Origin of the sequence: Lacrimispora sp. 210928-DFI.3.58, assembly GCF_020554865.1 — a bacterium.
Lineage (GTDB): Bacteria > Bacillota > Clostridia > Lachnospirales > Lachnospiraceae > Enterocloster.
Genome location: NZ_JAJCIC010000004.1, coordinates 182,608 through 200,268 on the forward strand (window position 1 = coordinate 182,608; position 17,661 = coordinate 200,268).

Below are 17,661 nucleotides of genomic sequence, written 5' to 3' on the forward strand. Positions count from 1 at the left end.
ATCTTATGAAGGTCTGCCCATCCCGGTCTTACATCTTAGCCATTGCCTGCTCGTCTGTGTAGTGCTCGAACCAAATATAATATACCTCTTTGCCGGGATCGGAGACAAGGTCATGGTCCGCTCCGGCAGGGATGAAGCTCCAGTCTCCTGCATGATGCTCCACTGTCTCCATATTGTTCTCTGCCTTATAGCCTACGCTCATATGGAAATTGGACTCGCCGAGGCAGTAGTTCCACTGATGTACCTTTGGATGGCCCTTTTCTACGGTTCCCTCTCCAATGGCTCTGGTGGTGCCGAGGATGACTCTTCCATGCCACTTCGGGCAAAGGATCATTCTCGCCTCGGTATTCGGACCCTTGCAGTCCTGAATATACTGGACGCATTCGCTGTGAAGTCGGAAATATGGAAGCCTGATATGCCATCTGTCAAAGGCTGCTCTGTCCCATTCATTCATCTCAATCACATTGTAGACAAACTCCATATCCTCGATAGCATGGATCTCATACTTTTCCTTATCCATAAATGGCACGTAGAACGCAACCTCTGTGATTTTATGTACTCCATCGCAGTCTGTAAGCTCGCCCTCGCCCTTTCCGAAGAAAATGATCACGGATTTATCTGCATAAAGCTCCGGGACATATTTGCTGCCTGCTTTTAAAAAGCACTTGCAGCTCTTAATACCGCCGTTATAAATCCCTGGAAGAAGCTCCACCTTTGCAAAACCGTTGTCATCAAACTGAGCTCTGGCTGCAATGTCCTCAGCCTTTTCTACATAAAAATTCTTTTCATACTCTCTTTCCATCTCCATGTCTCCTTTTGATCACCTTAGTGTCTTAATTTATCCTCCAGCTTATCTCCCTTTGCGAGAGTGAGCATAAAGTCGCGCTCCCTTGTATAGTGCTCATACCATACATAGAAGACCTCCTTGCCCGGATCTGCCACCAGGCTGTGATCCGGTCCTGCCGGAACAAAGCTGAAATCACCGCCCTTCTGAACAACCGGCGCCTGGTGATCCACGCTGAGGTTAAAATCAGCATTTCCTACGCTGTAATTCCACTGTGCCACTGCAGGATGGCCCTTTTCATCAGTTCCCTCTCCCACAGCGCGTACAACGCCCATGAGGATCCTGCCCATCTGTCCCGGTCCGATCACCAGCCAGGAGGTGGTATTCGGCCCCTTGCAGTCCTGGTCATAGATCTGCCCGTCCGTATACTTTAAGAAGAACGGAAGGTGAATGTGGCTGTGGTCAAAGCGCTCCTTATCCCACTGGTTCATCTCCACCACGCTCATGATAAATTCCATGTCATCCGCTGCATGGATCGTAAAGGGATCCTTATCAAAATTCGGAAGATAGAAGGACAGCTCCGTGATATTATGCGCTTCTTTCGTATCCGTCACATATCCCCGTCCCTTACCGAACATATATACCACGGTCTCATTTTTATACAGCTTTGGACTGATCTCGCAGCCGGCCTTCAGAAAGCACTTATAATTGCGGATGCCTCCGTCATAGCTTCCAGCCAGCACTTCTGTCTGGAAATAGCCGGCTTCATTGTACGTTACATCAATATCCTCATTTCTAACAATAAAATAACCGTTCATAAACGCTCCTTCTATGCCTTATTCCATTTCACCCTTTGCAAGCTTTACAATATAGTCCCTGGAACCTCTTGTAAACTGCTCATACCACACGTAAAATACTTCCTTGCCCGGCTGGGCGATCAGGCTGTGGTCCGGTCCTGCCGGAATAAAGCTCCAGTCGCCTGCCTTTGTATGGGTGGTCTCGCCGTCTACGGTCAGGTCAAAGTCTGCATTTCCAAGACAGTAGTTCCACTGATGGACTGCCGGATGGCCTTTTTCATCGGTTCCTTCTCCCACAGCCCTGACAACACCCAGGATAACATGTCCAAGCTGCTTCGGGTTCAGCACATGCCAGGAAGTGGTATTCGGGCCCTTGCAGTCCTGATCATAACGCGGACATTTGCTTAAAGGGCGGAAATAGGGAAGCCGCACATGCGAGCTCTTATAATCCTCCCAATCATAATCGTCCATATCCACCACGGACTTGATAAACTCCATATCCTCAAATGCATGGATCCTGTATGGGTTTTTATCAAAGTCCGGGAAATAGAAGCTAACCTCCTCCTCAATGGCATTTACACAATTCTGGTCTGCCACATAGCCCTTTCCCCTGCCGAACATATAGATCACAACCTTGTCCTTGTAAAGCTCCGGCACGATCTCTGCCCCTGCCTTTAAAAAGCCTTTATAGTTGCGGATGCTTCCGTCATGGCTTCCCTCCAGAAGCTCTGTGACCGCAAACCCGTTCTCATCATAGCTCTTTTCTATCTCATCCGCTCTTGCAATATAAAACTTACTCATCTGATTCTACCTCTCTGCCACAGCGTTCTTTTTTCAAAAAACTCCGCCGCCGGATAGGCGGCATGAATTAAGGGATACAATATGCGCCCGCCAGACCTTCATGATCCGTTCCCGTCCGCCGGGCGCATACAGGTTTAGCCGTAAATACCTTCGCTGTAGTCCTTAAAGATCTGCTGGTATCTTTCCAGGAACTGCTCTCTGGTCTGAGCGCCTGCCACATATTTCGCCCAGTTTTCCTGCATATCAGTGTAAATGGAGGACGGCATGTATACGAAGATGTTCTCAACGCCTCTGCCTGCTGCACACATATCAATTACATCCTTTGCGATCGACGGCAGTGCCTCAGATACCTCCAGACCCTGGATAGAGGTCGGGCTGCCCATAGTCTCCTGGTGCCAGATCCTTGCGGCGTCAGAGGACACAATATAGCTTAAGAAATCCTTTGCGCAGGCAACCTTGTTTGGATCATCATTCTTTGTAACGCTGGCAGAGATGGTTGCAATTGCCATCTTATTCTTAGCCGCATCATTGGAAACCGGAAGGATATCCTGCTTCACATAGTCAAGCAGCGCCGGATTTGCATTCTGGATATTGGGTGTCTCATAGGAGCCTTCGCCCACTAGCATTGCGCACTCCTCCGCAAAGAATGCATTGCGGCAGGTCCACTTATCTGCGGAAACAGCGCCCTCCTGTGCATATGGGATCAGGATCTGCTCATAGGTATCCAACAGCTCTGTCATCTCAGGATCATTTGCAAGGTCAACATCCTCCCCTGCCATCAGCTTAGCCAGTGTCTCCTTGCCGCCGTCCGGTTTGTTAAGCAGCCAGTAGTTGCCTACATTGTTGAACAGGTTCAGATAAACCTCTGCCCATGGAAGCATAAAGGGCTGGATTCCCTTTGCGTCCAGATCCTTACAATACTGAAGGAGCTCATCTCTGGTCTGCGGCGTGTGATCCCAGCCGGCTTCCTCCAGAATACGGGTATTATAGAGGATTCCCGTTCCTTCCATGTATACCGGCATAACCAGCATACCGTAATCGCCATTTGTACCATTTGCGATCTGGTCTGCTGTCAGCATGTTGTAGGCCTCACAGCCAGTGCTTAAATCTTCACAGTACTGCCACCAATCCTGCCTTCTGATGCCGTATCCGAGATTGATGATGTTGGGCAGCTCACCTGCGGAGAGTGCGGAGATCAGAAGGTCATCGTACTTGTCAGAGCTCGGGAAGGTAGCCGTGATCTCACCGATCTCAGGATGCTCTGCCTATACGCATCGATCAGGATGTCGAAATTGTCTGTCCACTGTCCCAAAGGCATCATAATGGAAAGATCTACAGAACCAGCCGGAAGGCTCTTCACATCAATTGCCGCTCCCTCTGCTTCTCCTGCAGACGTCTCTGCAGCGGCCTCCCCCTTTTCAGCTGCTGCAGTCTCAGCGGCTGTTTCAGCTGCCGTTGGTGTTGCGCTTTCAGAAGAACCGCATCCCGTCATGCCGGTTGCTGCCATGGCTGCCGCCATAAACAATGCCATCACTCTTCTTTTTTTCATAATCCATTTCTCCTTTCGTTTAGATCCTCTTTTATTTATAAATTTGATCACTCAAATCTATATTTCTGCTTTTAGCCCTTTACTGCCCCCACTGTGGCGCTGCTTAACACCTGCTTCTGCGCAATCACAAAGAAGATAAACAGCGGCAGGATAGACAGTGTAACGGCCGCTACCGCAACATCCCATGAGAACAGGGCTTCATTGAACAGCGACATCATAGCGATCTGAATTGTCCTCATCTGAGGCTTTGTCAGGATAAACTGTGTCATCAGGTAGTTATTCCAATACTTCAGCACCTCAAGAGAGACGATCGTAAACATGGTTCCCTTTGTAAGCGGGAATACGATCCTCCAATACAGGCTTATCGGCGTACATCCGTCAATCACTGCTGACTCCTCGATTTCAATGGGCAGTGACTTGACTGCGCCGGTAACCAGGAATACGGACATCGGCAGTGAAAATGTCCAGTTGCTTATGATAACTCCCAGATAGCGGTTTCCCAGCTTCAACAGACCGATCATCTTAGCAAAAGTGATCATGATGCATTGAAAGGGCACACTCATGCCGCAGAGGATCAGCACAAAGCAGAGCCTTGTAAACCAGTTGCTGTGTCTCGTGATCCAATACCCCGACATTCCGCTTAAGATCACAATCCCGACTGCCGAGAACACAGTGATGATCAGTGTATTTGCCAGCACCCTCGGATAATGCAGCCGCTCCCATGCCTCTGCAAAATTACCCAGAGTAACGTTCTTCGGAAGCGCCGCAATATTTGCAGCAATCTCCGAATATGGTTTAAATGAGTTTAACACTGTAAAATACAGGGGTATAAGCACCAGGGAACAGCTGAAAACAATAAACGCCAGCGCCAGAAGTGTTCTTATTGTTTTATTCCGTTTCATTATAAGCTCACCTCATTTCTGGAAGTTAATTTCAACTGTCCAAAGGAAACTGCCAGCAGTACAATGATAAACAGCACGGACTTCGCTGCGCCGTAAGCGATCTGATTGCTCCGAAAGGCCGTTGCATAGATATTCATCATCACGCCCTCCGATGTTCTGTAGGGGTTGCCGTTGGTAAGTGAAATGTTCGTGTCATAGAGGAGCATTGCCCAGTTGATCGCAATAAACAGGCATCTTGTGGTTGTTCCCTTTAACAGCGGAATCGTGATGGATTTCAGAGTCGTCCACTTAGAAGCCCCATCCACGGTTGCCGCCTCATAATAATCCTTGGAAATCGCTGCCAGACCAGAATTATAAATGATCATCAGATAACCGGAAAGGGACCAGGTCATAACGATCACCAGAGCCCAGAAGGAGGATTCCGGTGTGGTAAACCACTGCTGTGAGAACCAGCTGATCCCGCTCCACTGGCCAAACTGGACGAACACGTTCTGGAAGATAAATCTCCACAGAAAGCCGAGCACCACGCCGCCGATGATCCTGGGGGCATAGATCAGAGCCCGCCAGAAGTTCTTATAGGGGATGTCCCCTGAAAGGACATAGGCCCATGCAAAGCCGACCAAATTGGAGATGATCACGACAAAGGCGGAAAACTTGATCGTAAACCAGAAGGAGACCCAGTATGTATCATCCTTCACTGCCCTGAGGTAATTTTTGATCCCCATAAACTTGAAGGTCGGATCAATGCCGTTCCAGTTTGTAAAGGAATAGAATATCTCGCTTACCAGGGGGATGAGGAACAGCAGCGTAAACAGCAGCATGGTCGGTCCAACAAACAAGGCATAATCACCAATTGTTCCCAGCTTGACCCTCCGCTTTATGCGTATTTTTTTATTCATAATAAAATAATCCCCCTTCTCTGCAGTCATTTTAACGAAATAGCAGGTGTATTTTCCTTTGCCATGGTGATATATTACCACTCTCACCTTTCTATTCGTACATACATTTTTGACTTGAAGGGGGATTATTTTGACCTTTTGGAGGCCATATTTTTTGAGATCTGCCTGTAAATCCTTACGCTTCCTGACGGTATTGCGCCGGCGTCATGCCTGTTGCCAGCTTGAACTGCCGTGAAAAATATTTGGAATCAAAATATCCCACCTGATCTGCGATCTCCATGACCTGCAGGTCCGTGGATTTTAATAATTCCTGTGCTTTTCTGATCCTGATATTGTTCAGGTATTTTGCCATCCCGATCCCGGTATGTTTTTTAAATGCTCTGCTTAAGTAGTCCTTATTCATATGAAAATAGTCTGCACACTCCTGCTGCGAAAGCCTCCTCATATAATTGAGCTCAAGAAAATCCACTACCTTCGGCATCATCCCTGAGGCGTTTAAAATCTGCTTCCTGCTCTCCATAAGCTCTGCCGTACTCTTTAAAAAATATTGATACATCCTGTTCAGGACGCCATCCCAGGAGCCCCCGATCAGGACATCTCCAAAATTTTTCTCCGTCCCGCTTAAAAGGATCTCTTCATCTGCGGTCTCAGCAGCATTTTCCCACTTTCTGTACATCTGGAAAAAGCTCTCCCAAAGATTGCGCAGAAGGCCCACTGTGCGGGGCTGGCCGTCCATAACTGCCTCCCCCCACATGCCGAGCCTCTCCTCCACAGACACAATGTTCCCCAAGATCACCGCGGAGAGCAGGGCATTTTCCATCTGGAGGTTTCCCTTCAAATGGAGCCTGTGCATTCCCTGCTCATATTCCCTCACAGAAAAAATACCTGTACCGGCAATATGATCCGCCGCCACTCTGGCCTCCTCCCATGCCTGTTCCAGCTTCTCCGGGAAGTTATGGATCCGGCTGCAGCCCAGATTGATCATACAGTTTTCGCTGACTGCCAGCTTTTTCAGAGCAAGAATCTCCTGATCAAAATCCATCCTTCCAGTTCCATAGATCAGGATCACAATATCCATGGAGGGCTTCATATTCTGAAACACAGTTCCCTTCTCCTCTGCCTCCAGCTTTTCCTGCATTTTATTGACAAGACGGCTCACCTTCAGCATATAGCCCTCCTGGTGGACAGAAAGCGTGCTGCCCGTACAGTGCAGGATCCTGCAGCGGTCAACGGACTGAAATCCCTGGGATATCCGGCAGAGCTCATCGTATGCCCTGGCGGAAAGCTCAGGCCGGAATAATTTGCGCAGAAGCCCATGCCGATAATCCGGCGATACCTGCTTAAACTGCTTATCCACTGCAAATTCCTCCTCAGCCTCCGGCCCGCTATGAAGCTGGGAGACAGCCTTCTCCACGGCCTCCCGGAGCTTGTCCTGCTCAATGGGCTTTAGCAGGTATTCCAGAGCTCCAAGGATAAACATGGCGCGCACATATTGAAAATCATCGTGGCCTGAAATCACGACTACCTTTGTGTTCAGCTTCCGGTCATTAATGTAGTTCATAATATCCATGCCAAACACTGGCCCGATCACCACATCCACAATGGCAAGCTCCGGCCTCTCCTCCTGGATCATCTGAACAGCCTCGTCAACGCTCTCCGATGTCAGGACCGTATCAAACCCCAGGCTGTCCCATGGAAGCAGCAGCTGTATTGCATCTCTTACATGGCTCTCATCATCTACGATCAATACCTTCATTCTTCCACCTCCCGGAAAGGCTTTGCCTTTAGCGGAACTGCAAACTCCACACTGGTCCCGCCAATATTATTTGCGTATATTTGGAAATCACAGCTTCCAAAGCTCAACAACAGCCGTGAAAACACGTTTTCGATTCCAATAAAGTGATTATGGTTCTCATCTTCTCTGACGGAGTATTCCAACGCTGCCACCTGCTTTTTCTCTGCCGAACCATTCTGATGTAACAGCTTTTCCCTGATCTGATCCATTTTGCAGCATATCTGCCTGACTGTATCATCTGCCACAGGGATGCCGTTATCCTTTATCAGCAAATGGAAGCCGCTTTCCATCATATTGATCTCCAGTTTGATCACACTTCCGCTCTTTCTCATAAGATTTCCGTGAGTGATGGAATTTTCGATCAGCGGCTGGATGGACATTTTAGGAATCTTAAAGTCAGCGCTTCCCGGCCCGGCCTCGTAGATCATCGTAAGCTGCTGTTCAAATCGCATCTGCTGCAGTGCAATGTAGCGCTTGATATACTCGATCTCCTTATCTGCCGATACCATAGGCGGCTCTAAGACCATGGCATAGTGAAGCATCTGGCCAAAGGAGGAGATCATCTGGTACTGCTTCAGATTATGATCCTTGAGGGCGTTGGTTGCAAAGCACTGGATGACATTATAAATAAAATGCGGATTGATCTGAGCCTGCATTGTCCGAAGCTCTGATTTCATGTAAGCCAGCTTCAGCTCATATTTCTGGATCGCATGCTCCTTTAAGGAATCCATCAGCCGCTGGTACGAATCGATCAGAGATCCGATCTCATCATTTTCATGATAGCTGATATAATCGCTGATCTTCCGGTCCTGATCCCAGCTCCGGCTTTCCCTCTCCTTCTCCATATACGTTGTGATCTGCCGGATGGAATTGACATATTTCAGAAGCCGTACGGAAATCAGGATCAAAAACACAGCAGCCAGGGCTCCAAACAGCATCAGGATGGAGATCATCTGGGCGGTAGTCAGGGCATAGACGCTCTTATCCGGAGCAGCCTTGATGACGCTCCAGTCAAAATAGCTGGAATTGATCTGGGTTTCCGTGAAAAGCAGGTTCTTATGGCGTACCATAACACCGTTCTCATCCGCCCTGCAGTACCACGGATAGTATTCCAGAAAGCTATCCATTTGAACTTCCGGATTACTGGAGGCAATGATCGTATTCTCCCTGTCGATCACGTACACCGTTTCCTCCTCTGTATTGATCACGCTGCAGTTCTCTGTAATAAAGGAGATGGGCAGGTCAATAGCCAGATACGCAATGGGCTTCGGATCTGCGGGGAGGTCGGAGATCGGAAGCCATACCGTGATCACCTGCTCGTTTGCCGGATACATCTCCATGGAAGGAATATTGTGTCCATAATCCGTTTTTATATGAGTTGGCTCCACATAGATTTCATGGAAGCTCTGCATGTCAGGGGTATCCATTCTGCTATTGATCCCGGCGCTGGAAAATTTCAGCAGCCTCGGCTCATAGAGGATCGAAAGATTTTCATGAGGCATCACCAGACAGATCTGCGATGCAGCTGTGGAAGCATAATAGATGGACTTAAAATATTCGGTAATACGCGCCTCATTATCCTCCAGATCCCTTTGGCTGTGGTGGTTTTTCAGAAATGCCATCAAAGGATGATTGATATAAACGGATCTTGTGGCTGTTATCATGCTGCTAATATAATGATCAATGTTGTTCCCTGAAACTCTTGTATCAATAACCGCCTGCTGCTCATAGCGTTTCAATGCATTATTCCTCATGGAGGAATACACGAACAGTGAAAATACCACGCTGAACAGGATCATGGACATTGTGACGTCAAATATGATTTTTTGACCTATGCTGATAAATTTATCATTCCTCTTCTTTGCCATAAACCTCCTCCATCATAAAATTTAAATAGGTAAGGGATTTCCTCCCGCAAATCCTGCTCTCCGGCCTGCAGAAGGTTTCTAAGGCCAGCGCTCCCTCATAGCGGATATCCTTAAGCCCCTGTAAAATCTCCCGGAAATTCATATGCCCATGGCCCGGATAATATCGATCATTGTCCGCAATGTGTACATGCTTCACCCAGACTCCCGCCTCCCGGATCGCGTTTCCCAGATCGCTTTCATCAATATTCATGTGTACCGTATCAATATGGAGACCGATCCGCTTGAAGGAATGCCCCTCCATAAAATGGACACCGCTCTTTATGTTGAAGAGGAAATCACTCTCATAATGGTTCATGATCTCATAGCCGATGGTCACATCATACTGCTCTGCCAGCCGGTCCAGAGCGTACAGGCTTTCCTCCACATTGCCCACGAATTCCTCCGGGGAGCCCGCATCCCGGAAGCGTCCCTGCATAGAGCCTATGATGACCAGCCCATGATAGGGGCTTACCGTGATCATATGCTCCCTCAGACACTCAATGGCCCTCCTTCTCACAGCAGCATCATGGTCTGCAATATTCAGATGCCACGCTCCATAAGCGGCTCCTGTACCGATAGATGTCAAGGTCAGATAATTTTGCTTCAGCTGCTCTGCCAGAATTCCCCTGTCAATCTCCCTCGAATCCCGGATATGCAGCTCAACTCCATGATACCCGTCCTCTGCCATCATAGGAAAAATGTCCTCATATCTTCCACGGTAAACAATAGGGGCATTGGGCCCCGCCTGCAAGCTTCCCGTTGTTGCTATTATCATAATCCTTTCCCCTCCTGAATAATAGAATAATACATATTGAGATTTTTCTCCATTATCCAGTATTTTTTCAGTCAGGTTAACTAAAAATACCGGGCCAAAGGTGGATTTTATTGACATGTTATAAAATCCATCTTTGGCCCGGTATTCTTTTATCTTTCTACTTTCCGAACAGCTCCCTCGCCTGCCTCATATTCTCCATGATCCCCACCCCAAATGGGCAGCGGGTCTCGCAGGCTCCGCAGCGGATGCACTCTCCTGCGTGGTGCGGCAGGACCTCGTAATGCTCCCTGACGGTCTCCGGCACCCCTCCCTGGGCCCTTGCCAGGTTGAGGAACTTTGTCACTGACGCCACATCGATCTGCTTAGGACAGGGAGCGCAGTGGCTGCAGTACATGCAGTGGCCCTTCCAGCTGATCTTGGGGAAGGCGGCAAATGCCATGGCGTAATCCTTCTCCTCATCGGAGGCTGTCTCATAGGATGCGCTGGCCTCCAGCTGCTCCACAGAATGAGCCCCTGCCAGGACCGTCGCCACGCCAGGGCGTGTTAAGGCATAGTGCAGGCACTGGTAAGGCGTCAGCGCCCTGCCTGCCGGAGACAGCCTTTCATCCAGGAGATCGCCGCCGCCAAAGGCCTTCATCACGGTCACTCCCACTCCCTGCCTCTGGCAGGTTTCATATAATTCCTGGCGCTCCGGATCCATATTTACTAACGGTTCTTTATAATTTTTCTCATCCCAGAGGGCATTGACATCCTCGCTTGCCGGCTGCAGGTCATAGCAGGGGTTCACGCTGAACATCAGCACCTCGATGAAGCCGCTTTTTACTGCCTTAAGCGCCACCTGAGAATTGTGGCTGCTGAGGCCGACATGACGGATGATCCCCTCTTTCTTTAACTCCAGCACATAGGGAAGCACGGGGCCTTCCGTGATCACCCTCCAATCCTCCAGGGAATCCACATAGTGGATCATCCCCACATCAACATAGCCGGTCTCCAAGAGGGACATCATCTCCTCCACGCCAGCCTTTACGTCATGGATCTCCCTGGTGCGCTTATACTGCCCATCCTTCCACACAGAACAGACATGGGACTGGATGATAAATCGATCTCTCCTCCCCTTTAAGGCCTTCCCCACGCTGGACCGCACCTCAGGATTGGAAGTGTAAAGGTCAAAATAGTTGATCCCCAGCCTTTCTGCCGCATCAAAGAGCCTCATGGTATTCCTGCACTGATCCTCTTCAAAGCCCTCGCAGCCCATACCGATCTCGCTTACCATAAGCCCTGTATTTCCCAGCTTCCGATAATTCATATAACCTCCGCCTATTACCAGCTCTTTTTCTCTTTGGAGCTGTCATGTCTTGATCTTTGCTCCTCTACCATTTTCGAGGCAAATGTCACCTACTATCTCATAAAGCTTATGCGAAGGCGGCAGCCTCTTAGCCGCCTTTTAAAATTCCACCTTTTCCCCGCGCTTCATCCTGTCATAGAATTCCGCAGTTGCCGCAAACATCACGTCCCCGCTGGAATTTAACGCCGTCTCCACAGAGTCCTGCACCACACCGATGATAAAGCCAACTGCCACTGCCTGCATAGCAATATCATTGCTGATGCCAAAGAGAGCACAGGCCATGGGGATCAGAAGCAGGGAGCCTCCTGCCACGCCGGATGCGCCGCAGGCGCCCAGGGTTGCCAGCACGCTTAAGAAGATTGCGGATGCGATATCTACCTCCATTCCCAGAGTATGGGCCACAGTCAGTGCCATAACTGTGATCGTGATGGCTGCACCGTCCATATTGATGGTCGCACCCAGCGGGATCGATACGGAATAGAAATCCCGATCCATCCCCAAACGCTCACAGAGAGCCATATTCACAGGGATATTCGCTGCAGAGCTTCTGGTGAAAAAGGCAGTCACACCGCTCTCCTTCAGACAGCGCAGTACCAGCGGATACGGATTGCGCTTCAGGAAAATGGCTGCGATCAGCGGATCCACCACCAGTGCAACCACAAACATACAGCCAACCAGCAGAGCCAGCAGACGGCCATACTCATAAAAAATGCCGAGACCATTTTCAGAAACAGTCTCAAATACCAGTCCCAGGATTCCAAAAGGCGCAAGCTGGATCACCCAGCGGACTGCCTGGGAGACCACCTCCGCCAGATCGGAGATCACCTTCAGAGTCTCCTGTTTTGCAAGCTTCTTAAGGCCCAGGCCAAAAATGATGGCCCAGAACAGGATTCCGATATAGTTCGCACCTGCCAGTGCGCTCACCGGGTTAGATACCATGTTGGTGATCAGGTTGGACAGAACCTCTCCCAGTCCTCCCGGAGGAGTGTTGGTGGCTGCCGCCACATCAAGACGTATGGTGACCGGGAAGAGAAAGCTGCCTGCCACTGCCACAATGGCTGCCAGCAGCGTGCTCAGCATATACAAAAAAATAACCGTGCGGAAACGGCTTCCGATACCCACATTTGCATTTGCCAATGCGCTCATGACCAGTACAAATACCAGGATTGGCGCGATCGCCTTCAGGGCCCCCACAAATACACTTCCCAAGATCGCGATCACAGTAACCTGCGGAACAGCCAGTCCCAATGCCGCACCGATGGCCATGCCGATCACAATGCGTACAATGAGGCTCAAACAGTTCCATTTGAGAATCATCTCTTTCATCTTAAATCCCTCTTTTTCCTTCGTTTATTCTATTGCTTTCCCTTGATAATGCAACATAAAAAAGTATATTGAAAATCAGGCATTTTGTCAACAAAAAAGGAAGCCCCGGACAAGCCTGAATTTCCTTGAAAATCCAAACACATCCGGGGCAGATCCTATGATCTCATGTTTCTGCCGGCATCAAGGCCCTTTGCCTTATGCCCTCTTCTCCTGCTGATGCAGGCTCATATCATTGTAAGCTGTCTCATTCAGGCTTCCCATGTGCTTGTCTACCACAAGTGCATTGGTCAGGGAACCTGTTACGTTCAGCATGGTTCTTGGCATGTCGATGATCGGGTCGATGGCCAGGATCGGGCTAACCATTGCAAACTGTGCGCCCATACCTACACCGGACAGGCCTACGGAAGCTGCCATGGTTGCAGTACCTGGGATACCGGCGATACCTAAGGAACCAATGGTTACAACGAAGATCGTCATTACGATCATGGTGACATCGATCGGAGTTCCTGTTACATTGCATACATAGATGATGAGCAGAGATGGGAAAATACCTGCACAGCCCTGCATACCGGCGGTGGTACCGAAACCAGCTACAAAGCTTGCAGTACCCTGATCAACGCCCAGCTTCTTTGTCAGAGTCTCAATTGTCATAGGAAGGCAGCCAACGCTGGAACGGGATGTAAATGCCATCAGCATGGTAGCATAGGACTTCTTCATATAGGTCACAGGATTCAGACCATGCACTGCCAGCAGGATCAGCTGGATGGTAAACTGTACAGCGGCTGCAATGTAAAGTGCAATGATAAACTTACCAACCTCAAGGATGGAGGACAGGCCTCTCTGAGCGATCGTATTTGCCAGCAGGGCCATAACTGCCCATGGCATATAATCCAGGATCAGCAGGGCCATATTGATCATTGCCTTGTGAGCTGCATTGATCAGGTCATATAATGGCTTTGCGGCCTCTTTGCTCTCATAGTTGATCCACCAGATCGCCAGACCAAGGAACGCAGAGAAAATAACCAGTCCGATGATGTTGCTGTCTACCATTGCTCCGACAATGTTGCCCGGGATCAGGTTCTTGATGGTGGTAGCTACAGGAGTGATATCCTTTGCTGTTGCAGTTCCCTCTTCTACCAGGGTGGCGCCCTTGCCTACACCAAACAGCATGCCGATAGTAACGCCTGTCACAGAAGCGATCGCAACCATACCCATGGTGACAGCGATGGTCTTCTTCACCAGCAGGCCCATGGTCTTGCCCTGCTGCATGTTGATGATAACCTGCATGATAGAGACCATAACCAGCGGAACCACGATCATCTTGATCAGGTTAATGTAGCCGTTTCCGACCATTGCAAACCAGGTGGTAGTCTCTGCCACGAATGCAACATCCATGGGAGCATCCGGGAATCCGGCAACGAATTGGATCGCCAGGCCCAGTACCAGGCCAAGGCCTGTACCAATCATAACTACTACTGCGAAATCCATATGTTTTTTATGATATAAAACATGGATCAGATAAAACAGAGCTGTAAGAACAGCCAGAAAAACAATGGTCTTAATATCGCTTATCATTAAAAATTGTTTAAAAAATACGCTTTCCATACCCCGACTCCTTTTCTTTTGTTTTAATCTTCAGCTACATAAAGTTATATTCTGTAAGTATTTTGTCTCGTCCAGTTGTCATATCTGTAAAGTATTCATAACAGCTTATTCCCAAAAATGATCCGGAAATATTGAAAATGTTGTCAAAGCCGCAGCCCTTTAATGCCATGATGGCGTTATAGCTTCTCTGGCTGGTCCTGCAGTGTAAATATACCGGACGGTCTTTGGGGATCTCGGAAGTCCTCTGCCTGATCTGCCCCAGCGGGATATTAACCGCGCCCACAAGGTGGCCCATCTCAAATTCCTCAGGCGTTCTCACATCTATGATGCAGGCGCCGCTCTCCACCAATCCTCTGACCTCGCTCACATGAACCTGCTTGAACACGCCATGCAGAACATTCAGGCCTACCAGTGCAGCCAGATTGACCACATCTCTTGCTGTGCCAAACACAGGAGAATAGCAAAGCTCCAGTTCCTTTAAGTCCTCCAGAGTGCCGTTCATAGCGATCAGGGTAGCGATGACATCGATACGCTTGTCCACATTGCCCTTTCCTATGGCCTGGGCCCCCAGGATCCTTCCGGTAGGCACTTCAAATACCAGCTTAAAATGGATCGGTGAGCTGCCCGGCATCAGGCCTACTTTATCCATCGCCATGGTATAGACCGAATCACAGGGAATGTGATTTGCCTTTGCCGTCTTTTCATTCAGCCCTGTGGCTGCTGCATTGAGCCCGAATACCCGGACTGCACAGGAACCGATCACCCCTTTGTTGGTTCCCCGCATACCGTACATGGCATCAGCAGCTGTCCTTGCCTGGCGCAGAGCAGGTCCGGCCAGGGGAAGCTTCACCGGCTTGTGGGTCAGACTCTGGTACACCTCAATGGCATCTCCCACTGCATAGATGTGGGGATCGCTGGTACAAAAGTCCGGCGTCACCTTGATCGCACCTGTTTCACCGATCTCCAGTCCGGCGTCCTTTGCCAGCCCGGTCTCAGGCAGCACGCCGATGGCAAGCACTACCACATCTGCCGGCAGTTCCTTCTCCGAACTTAAGATCACCTTGTCTTCTGTGATCGCTTTTACGCCATCTCCTAAAAACAGATCCACACCATGATCAGAGAGCTCCTTATGCAGAATCTGGCTAAAATCGTAATCAAAGGGAGCCATCACCTGGTCAGCTGCCTCCACTACGGAAACATGCTTTCCGGCCTCCTTCAGGTTCTCTGCCACTTCAAGGCCAATGAAGCCGCCTCCGACTACAACTACATCACGGCTGTCCTTCAGATTCACATATTGATCCAGCTTCACAATATCGTTTACGTTGCGCACTGTGAACACGTGAGGCAGGGATACCCCCTCGATGGATCTCGGACGGATAGGACTGGAACCAGGAGATAACACCAGCTCATCATAAGACTCTTCGTATTCCCGGCCAGTGGCCAGATCCCTGACACGTACCTTTTTTCCGGCACGGTCTATGCTGCACACTTCATTGTTGATCCGTACGTCAATATCGTAGGAAGCCTTAAAGCCTTCCGGAGTCATCAGTACGAGATAATCCTTGTCCTCTACAGTTCTGCTCAAATAGTAGGGAAGGGAACAGTTGGAGAAGGATACATGCTCTCCCCTCTCAAATATGGTGATGGATGCCTCTGCATCCAAACGCCTGATCCTGGCTGCCGCAGAAGCACCGCCGGCAACTCCCCCTACAACAAGCACACGTTTTCCCATGTTTTCACTTCCTTTACAATTCAGTTGTAGTACGATTATGGCGATTATAATGCTTTAATGTTTGTGATGATCCTCTCCACAGCAGTCTTGATATTCTTTGTATCCGTAGCAAGGTTAATGCGGACAAAGCCATGACCGGTAAAGCTGAACCACTCTCCCACATCGCAGGCCAGGCGGCATTTATTCTGGATAAACTCTGCTACTTTGTCACCCTCCATATAGCCCCTTAAGTCGATCCAGGACAGATAGGTTCCTTCCAGAGGAGTTACCACGATCTTGGGAAGCTCCCTGGCAAATTCCTGCTTCATATAGTCATAATTGTGACGGATCAGGGCTTTTACGTTTGCAAACCACTCCTCGCCGCCGCGGTATGCAGCCTCCACACCTGTAATTCCCATCAGGTTCACTTCCGGAGAACCAATGCTCTTAATATAAGCATCATAGGTTTCCATCAGCTTCTTGTCATAAATGATCACGTGAGAATGGATCAATCCAGCCAGATTGAAGGTTTTGGATCCGGCGTTCAGGATGATCAGCATATCCCGGTACTTGCCGCCCTTCACAACAGCGGAGGATGTGAAAGGATTCTCCTCGTATGCAAAATCCTGGTGGATCTCATCGGATACGACCAGCACTCCATGCCTGCGGCAAACATCAAGCATGCCGTCCAGTTCCTCTTCTGTCCATACGCGGCACACTGGGTTATGGGGAGAGCACAGAATGAACATCTCTACATTGTTATCTGCAATTTCTTTCTCAAATTTTTCAAGATCCAGGCTGTAGTGGCCCTCGTGATTATCCAGGTCGCATGTTACCAGCTTCCTTCCGGTGTTCAGTATCGCATCATAGAATGGATAATATACCGGAGGACAAATAATAACTGATGCGTCTTCCTTTGTGTAAGCCCTCACTGCCGCATACAGGGAGCCTACCACACCTGTGGCAAAGCGTACATTCTCTTTGGCCAGATCCATGCCATGGTGCTTTTTCTGCCATGCAAAAAATGCATCATAATAGGAATCTTCCACCTTGCCGTAACCAAATACACCGTGTTCCACACGCTTTGTCAGCGCTTCACGTACTGCTGCAGGCGACTGGATCTCCATATCAGCGACCCATAAAGGAAGCAGATCTGCATCCCCGAAGATCTCCTGAAGAGAGTCCCACTTTAATGTGCCCGTACCCCTTCGCTCAACACAGTTTTCCCTACAGAACTTCTCAAAATCCATTTTACTACCACCTTTCCCTCATATTTACCAGTGCCATTAAATATTGTTCACTAGCTGAACAATATTATATTTTATTTTATGCTTTTTGTCAATATGCTGTGGTATATTTCTAAAAAATTGTCCATTTTTACAATAAAACTTCTATTTTTACCGAAAAATAGTCAGACTGTAGACAAAGTCCCGAGCGAGAGCTCGGACTTTTCTACATTTATCGC

General features: G+C 49.1%; 15 protein-coding genes. All 15 read right to left on the minus strand.

All coding sequences use genetic code 11. The features are described from left to right. Positions 1-28: 28 nt before the first annotated feature. On the minus strand, positions 29-802 hold the full coding sequence (locus LIZ87_RS04505) for a hypothetical protein (protein WP_178317395.1): 774 nt from the start codon (positions 800-802) through the stop codon (positions 29-31). Positions 803-825: 23 nt separating this feature from the next. After that, entirely contained in the window at positions 826-1,602 is a 777-nt protein-coding gene (locus LIZ87_RS04510; protein WP_178317394.1) for a hypothetical protein, read from the minus strand. Positions 1,603-1,620: 18 nt separating this feature from the next. After that, positions 1,621-2,382, minus strand: coding sequence for a hypothetical protein (locus tag LIZ87_RS04515; RefSeq protein ID WP_227145513.1), 762 nt, complete (start codon positions 2,380-2,382; stop codon positions 1,621-1,623). Between the two features lie 134 nt (positions 2,383-2,516). Then, on the minus strand, positions 2,517-3,632 hold the full coding sequence (locus tag LIZ87_RS04520; protein WP_227145541.1) for an ABC transporter substrate-binding protein: 1,116 nt from the start codon (positions 3,630-3,632) through the stop codon (positions 2,517-2,519). Further along, positions 3,578-3,931: a hypothetical protein gene (locus LIZ87_RS04525; protein ID WP_227145515.1), complete on the minus strand. Its 354-nt coding sequence runs from the start codon at positions 3,929-3,931 to the stop codon at positions 3,578-3,580. Before LIZ87_RS04525 ends, LIZ87_RS04520 begins: the two co-directional genes overlap by 55 nt. A gap of 71 nt (positions 3,932-4,002) precedes the next feature. After that, positions 4,003-4,833, minus strand: coding sequence for a carbohydrate ABC transporter permease (locus LIZ87_RS04530; RefSeq protein ID WP_227145517.1), 831 nt, complete (start codon positions 4,831-4,833; stop codon positions 4,003-4,005). Then, entirely contained in the window at positions 4,833-5,732 is a 900-nt protein-coding gene (locus LIZ87_RS04535; RefSeq protein ID WP_227145519.1) for a carbohydrate ABC transporter permease, read from the minus strand. Before LIZ87_RS04535 ends, LIZ87_RS04530 begins: the two co-directional genes overlap by 1 nt. Positions 5,733-5,907: 175 nt before the next feature. Further along, positions 5,908-7,488, minus strand: coding sequence for a response regulator transcription factor (locus LIZ87_RS04540; RefSeq protein ID WP_227145521.1), 1,581 nt, complete (start codon positions 7,486-7,488; stop codon positions 5,908-5,910). Then, positions 7,485-9,395, minus strand: a complete 1,911-nt coding sequence (locus LIZ87_RS04545; protein WP_227145522.1) for a cache domain-containing sensor histidine kinase — start codon at positions 9,393-9,395, stop codon at positions 7,485-7,487. The genes LIZ87_RS04540 and LIZ87_RS04545 overlap by 4 nt, the downstream gene beginning before the upstream one ends. Next, positions 9,376-10,209, minus strand: coding sequence for a sugar phosphate isomerase/epimerase family protein (locus LIZ87_RS04550; protein ID WP_227145524.1), 834 nt, complete (start codon positions 10,207-10,209; stop codon positions 9,376-9,378). The genes LIZ87_RS04545 and LIZ87_RS04550 overlap by 20 nt, the downstream gene beginning before the upstream one ends. Positions 10,210-10,366: 157 nt before the next feature. Further along, positions 10,367-11,515, minus strand: coding sequence for an aldo/keto reductase (locus tag LIZ87_RS04555; RefSeq protein ID WP_227145527.1), 1,149 nt, complete (start codon positions 11,513-11,515; stop codon positions 10,367-10,369). A 138-nt stretch (positions 11,516-11,653) separates the two neighbouring features. Further along, positions 11,654-12,880 (minus strand): serine/threonine transporter SstT, encoded by a 1,227-nt coding sequence (gene sstT / locus LIZ87_RS04560; protein ID WP_227145528.1) that lies wholly within the window; start codon positions 12,878-12,880, stop codon positions 11,654-11,656. A 195-nt stretch (positions 12,881-13,075) separates the two neighbouring features. Further along, complete coding sequence (locus tag LIZ87_RS04565; RefSeq protein WP_178317360.1) at positions 13,076-14,485, minus strand: cation:dicarboxylate symporter family transporter; 1,410 nt, start codon at positions 14,483-14,485, stop codon at positions 13,076-13,078. A 34-nt stretch (positions 14,486-14,519) separates the two neighbouring features. Further along, on the minus strand, positions 14,520-16,217 hold the full coding sequence (locus LIZ87_RS04570) for an FAD-dependent oxidoreductase (RefSeq protein WP_227145530.1): 1,698 nt from the start codon (positions 16,215-16,217) through the stop codon (positions 14,520-14,522). 44 nt (positions 16,218-16,261) lie between these two features. Next, positions 16,262-17,446 (minus strand): MalY/PatB family protein, encoded by a 1,185-nt coding sequence (locus LIZ87_RS04575; RefSeq protein WP_227145532.1) that lies wholly within the window; start codon positions 17,444-17,446, stop codon positions 16,262-16,264. Positions 17,447-17,661: the final 215 nt, after the last annotated feature.

Bases quoted from the DNA above. Each gene is read 5' to 3' on its own strand.
- LIZ87_RS04525 (WP_227145515.1), bottom strand. From the start codon at position 3,931: ATGAAAAAAAGAAGAGTGATGGCATTGTTTATGGCGGCAGCCATGGCA.
- LIZ87_RS04540 (WP_227145521.1), bottom strand. From the start codon at position 7,488: ATGAAGGTATTGATCGTAGATGATGAGAGCCATGTAAGAGATGCAATA.
- LIZ87_RS04515 (WP_227145513.1), bottom strand. From the start codon at position 2,382: ATGAGTAAGTTTTATATTGCAAGAGCGGATGAGATAGAAAAGAGCTAT.
- LIZ87_RS04575 (WP_227145532.1), bottom strand. From the start codon at position 17,446: ATGGATTTTGAGAAGTTCTGTAGGGAAAACTGTGTTGAGCGAAGGGGT.
- LIZ87_RS04505 (WP_178317395.1), bottom strand. From the start codon at position 802: ATGGAAAGAGAGTATGAAAAGAATTTTTATGTAGAAAAGGCTGAGGAC.
- LIZ87_RS04555 (WP_227145527.1), bottom strand. From the start codon at position 11,515: ATGAATTATCGGAAGCTGGGAAATACAGGGCTTATGGTAAGCGAGATC.
- LIZ87_RS04535 (WP_227145519.1), bottom strand. From the start codon at position 5,732: ATGAATAAAAAAATACGCATAAAGCGGAGGGTCAAGCTGGGAACAATT.
- LIZ87_RS04530 (WP_227145517.1), bottom strand. From the start codon at position 4,833: ATGAAACGGAATAAAACAATAAGAACACTTCTGGCGCTGGCGTTTATT.
- LIZ87_RS04510 (WP_178317394.1), bottom strand. From the start codon at position 1,602: ATGAACGGTTATTTTATTGTTAGAAATGAGGATATTGATGTAACGTAC.
- LIZ87_RS04550 (WP_227145524.1), bottom strand. From the start codon at position 10,209: ATGATAATAGCAACAACGGGAAGCTTGCAGGCGGGGCCCAATGCCCCT.
- sstT (WP_227145528.1), bottom strand. From the start codon at position 12,880: ATGAAAGAGATGATTCTCAAATGGAACTGTTTGAGCCTCATTGTACGC.
- LIZ87_RS04545 (WP_227145522.1), bottom strand. From the start codon at position 9,395: ATGGCAAAGAAGAGGAATGATAAATTTATCAGCATAGGTCAAAAAATC.
- LIZ87_RS04565 (WP_178317360.1), bottom strand. From the start codon at position 14,485: ATGGAAAGCGTATTTTTTAAACAATTTTTAATGATAAGCGATATTAAG.
- LIZ87_RS04570 (WP_227145530.1), bottom strand. From the start codon at position 16,217: ATGGGAAAACGTGTGCTTGTTGTAGGGGGAGTTGCCGGCGGTGCTTCT.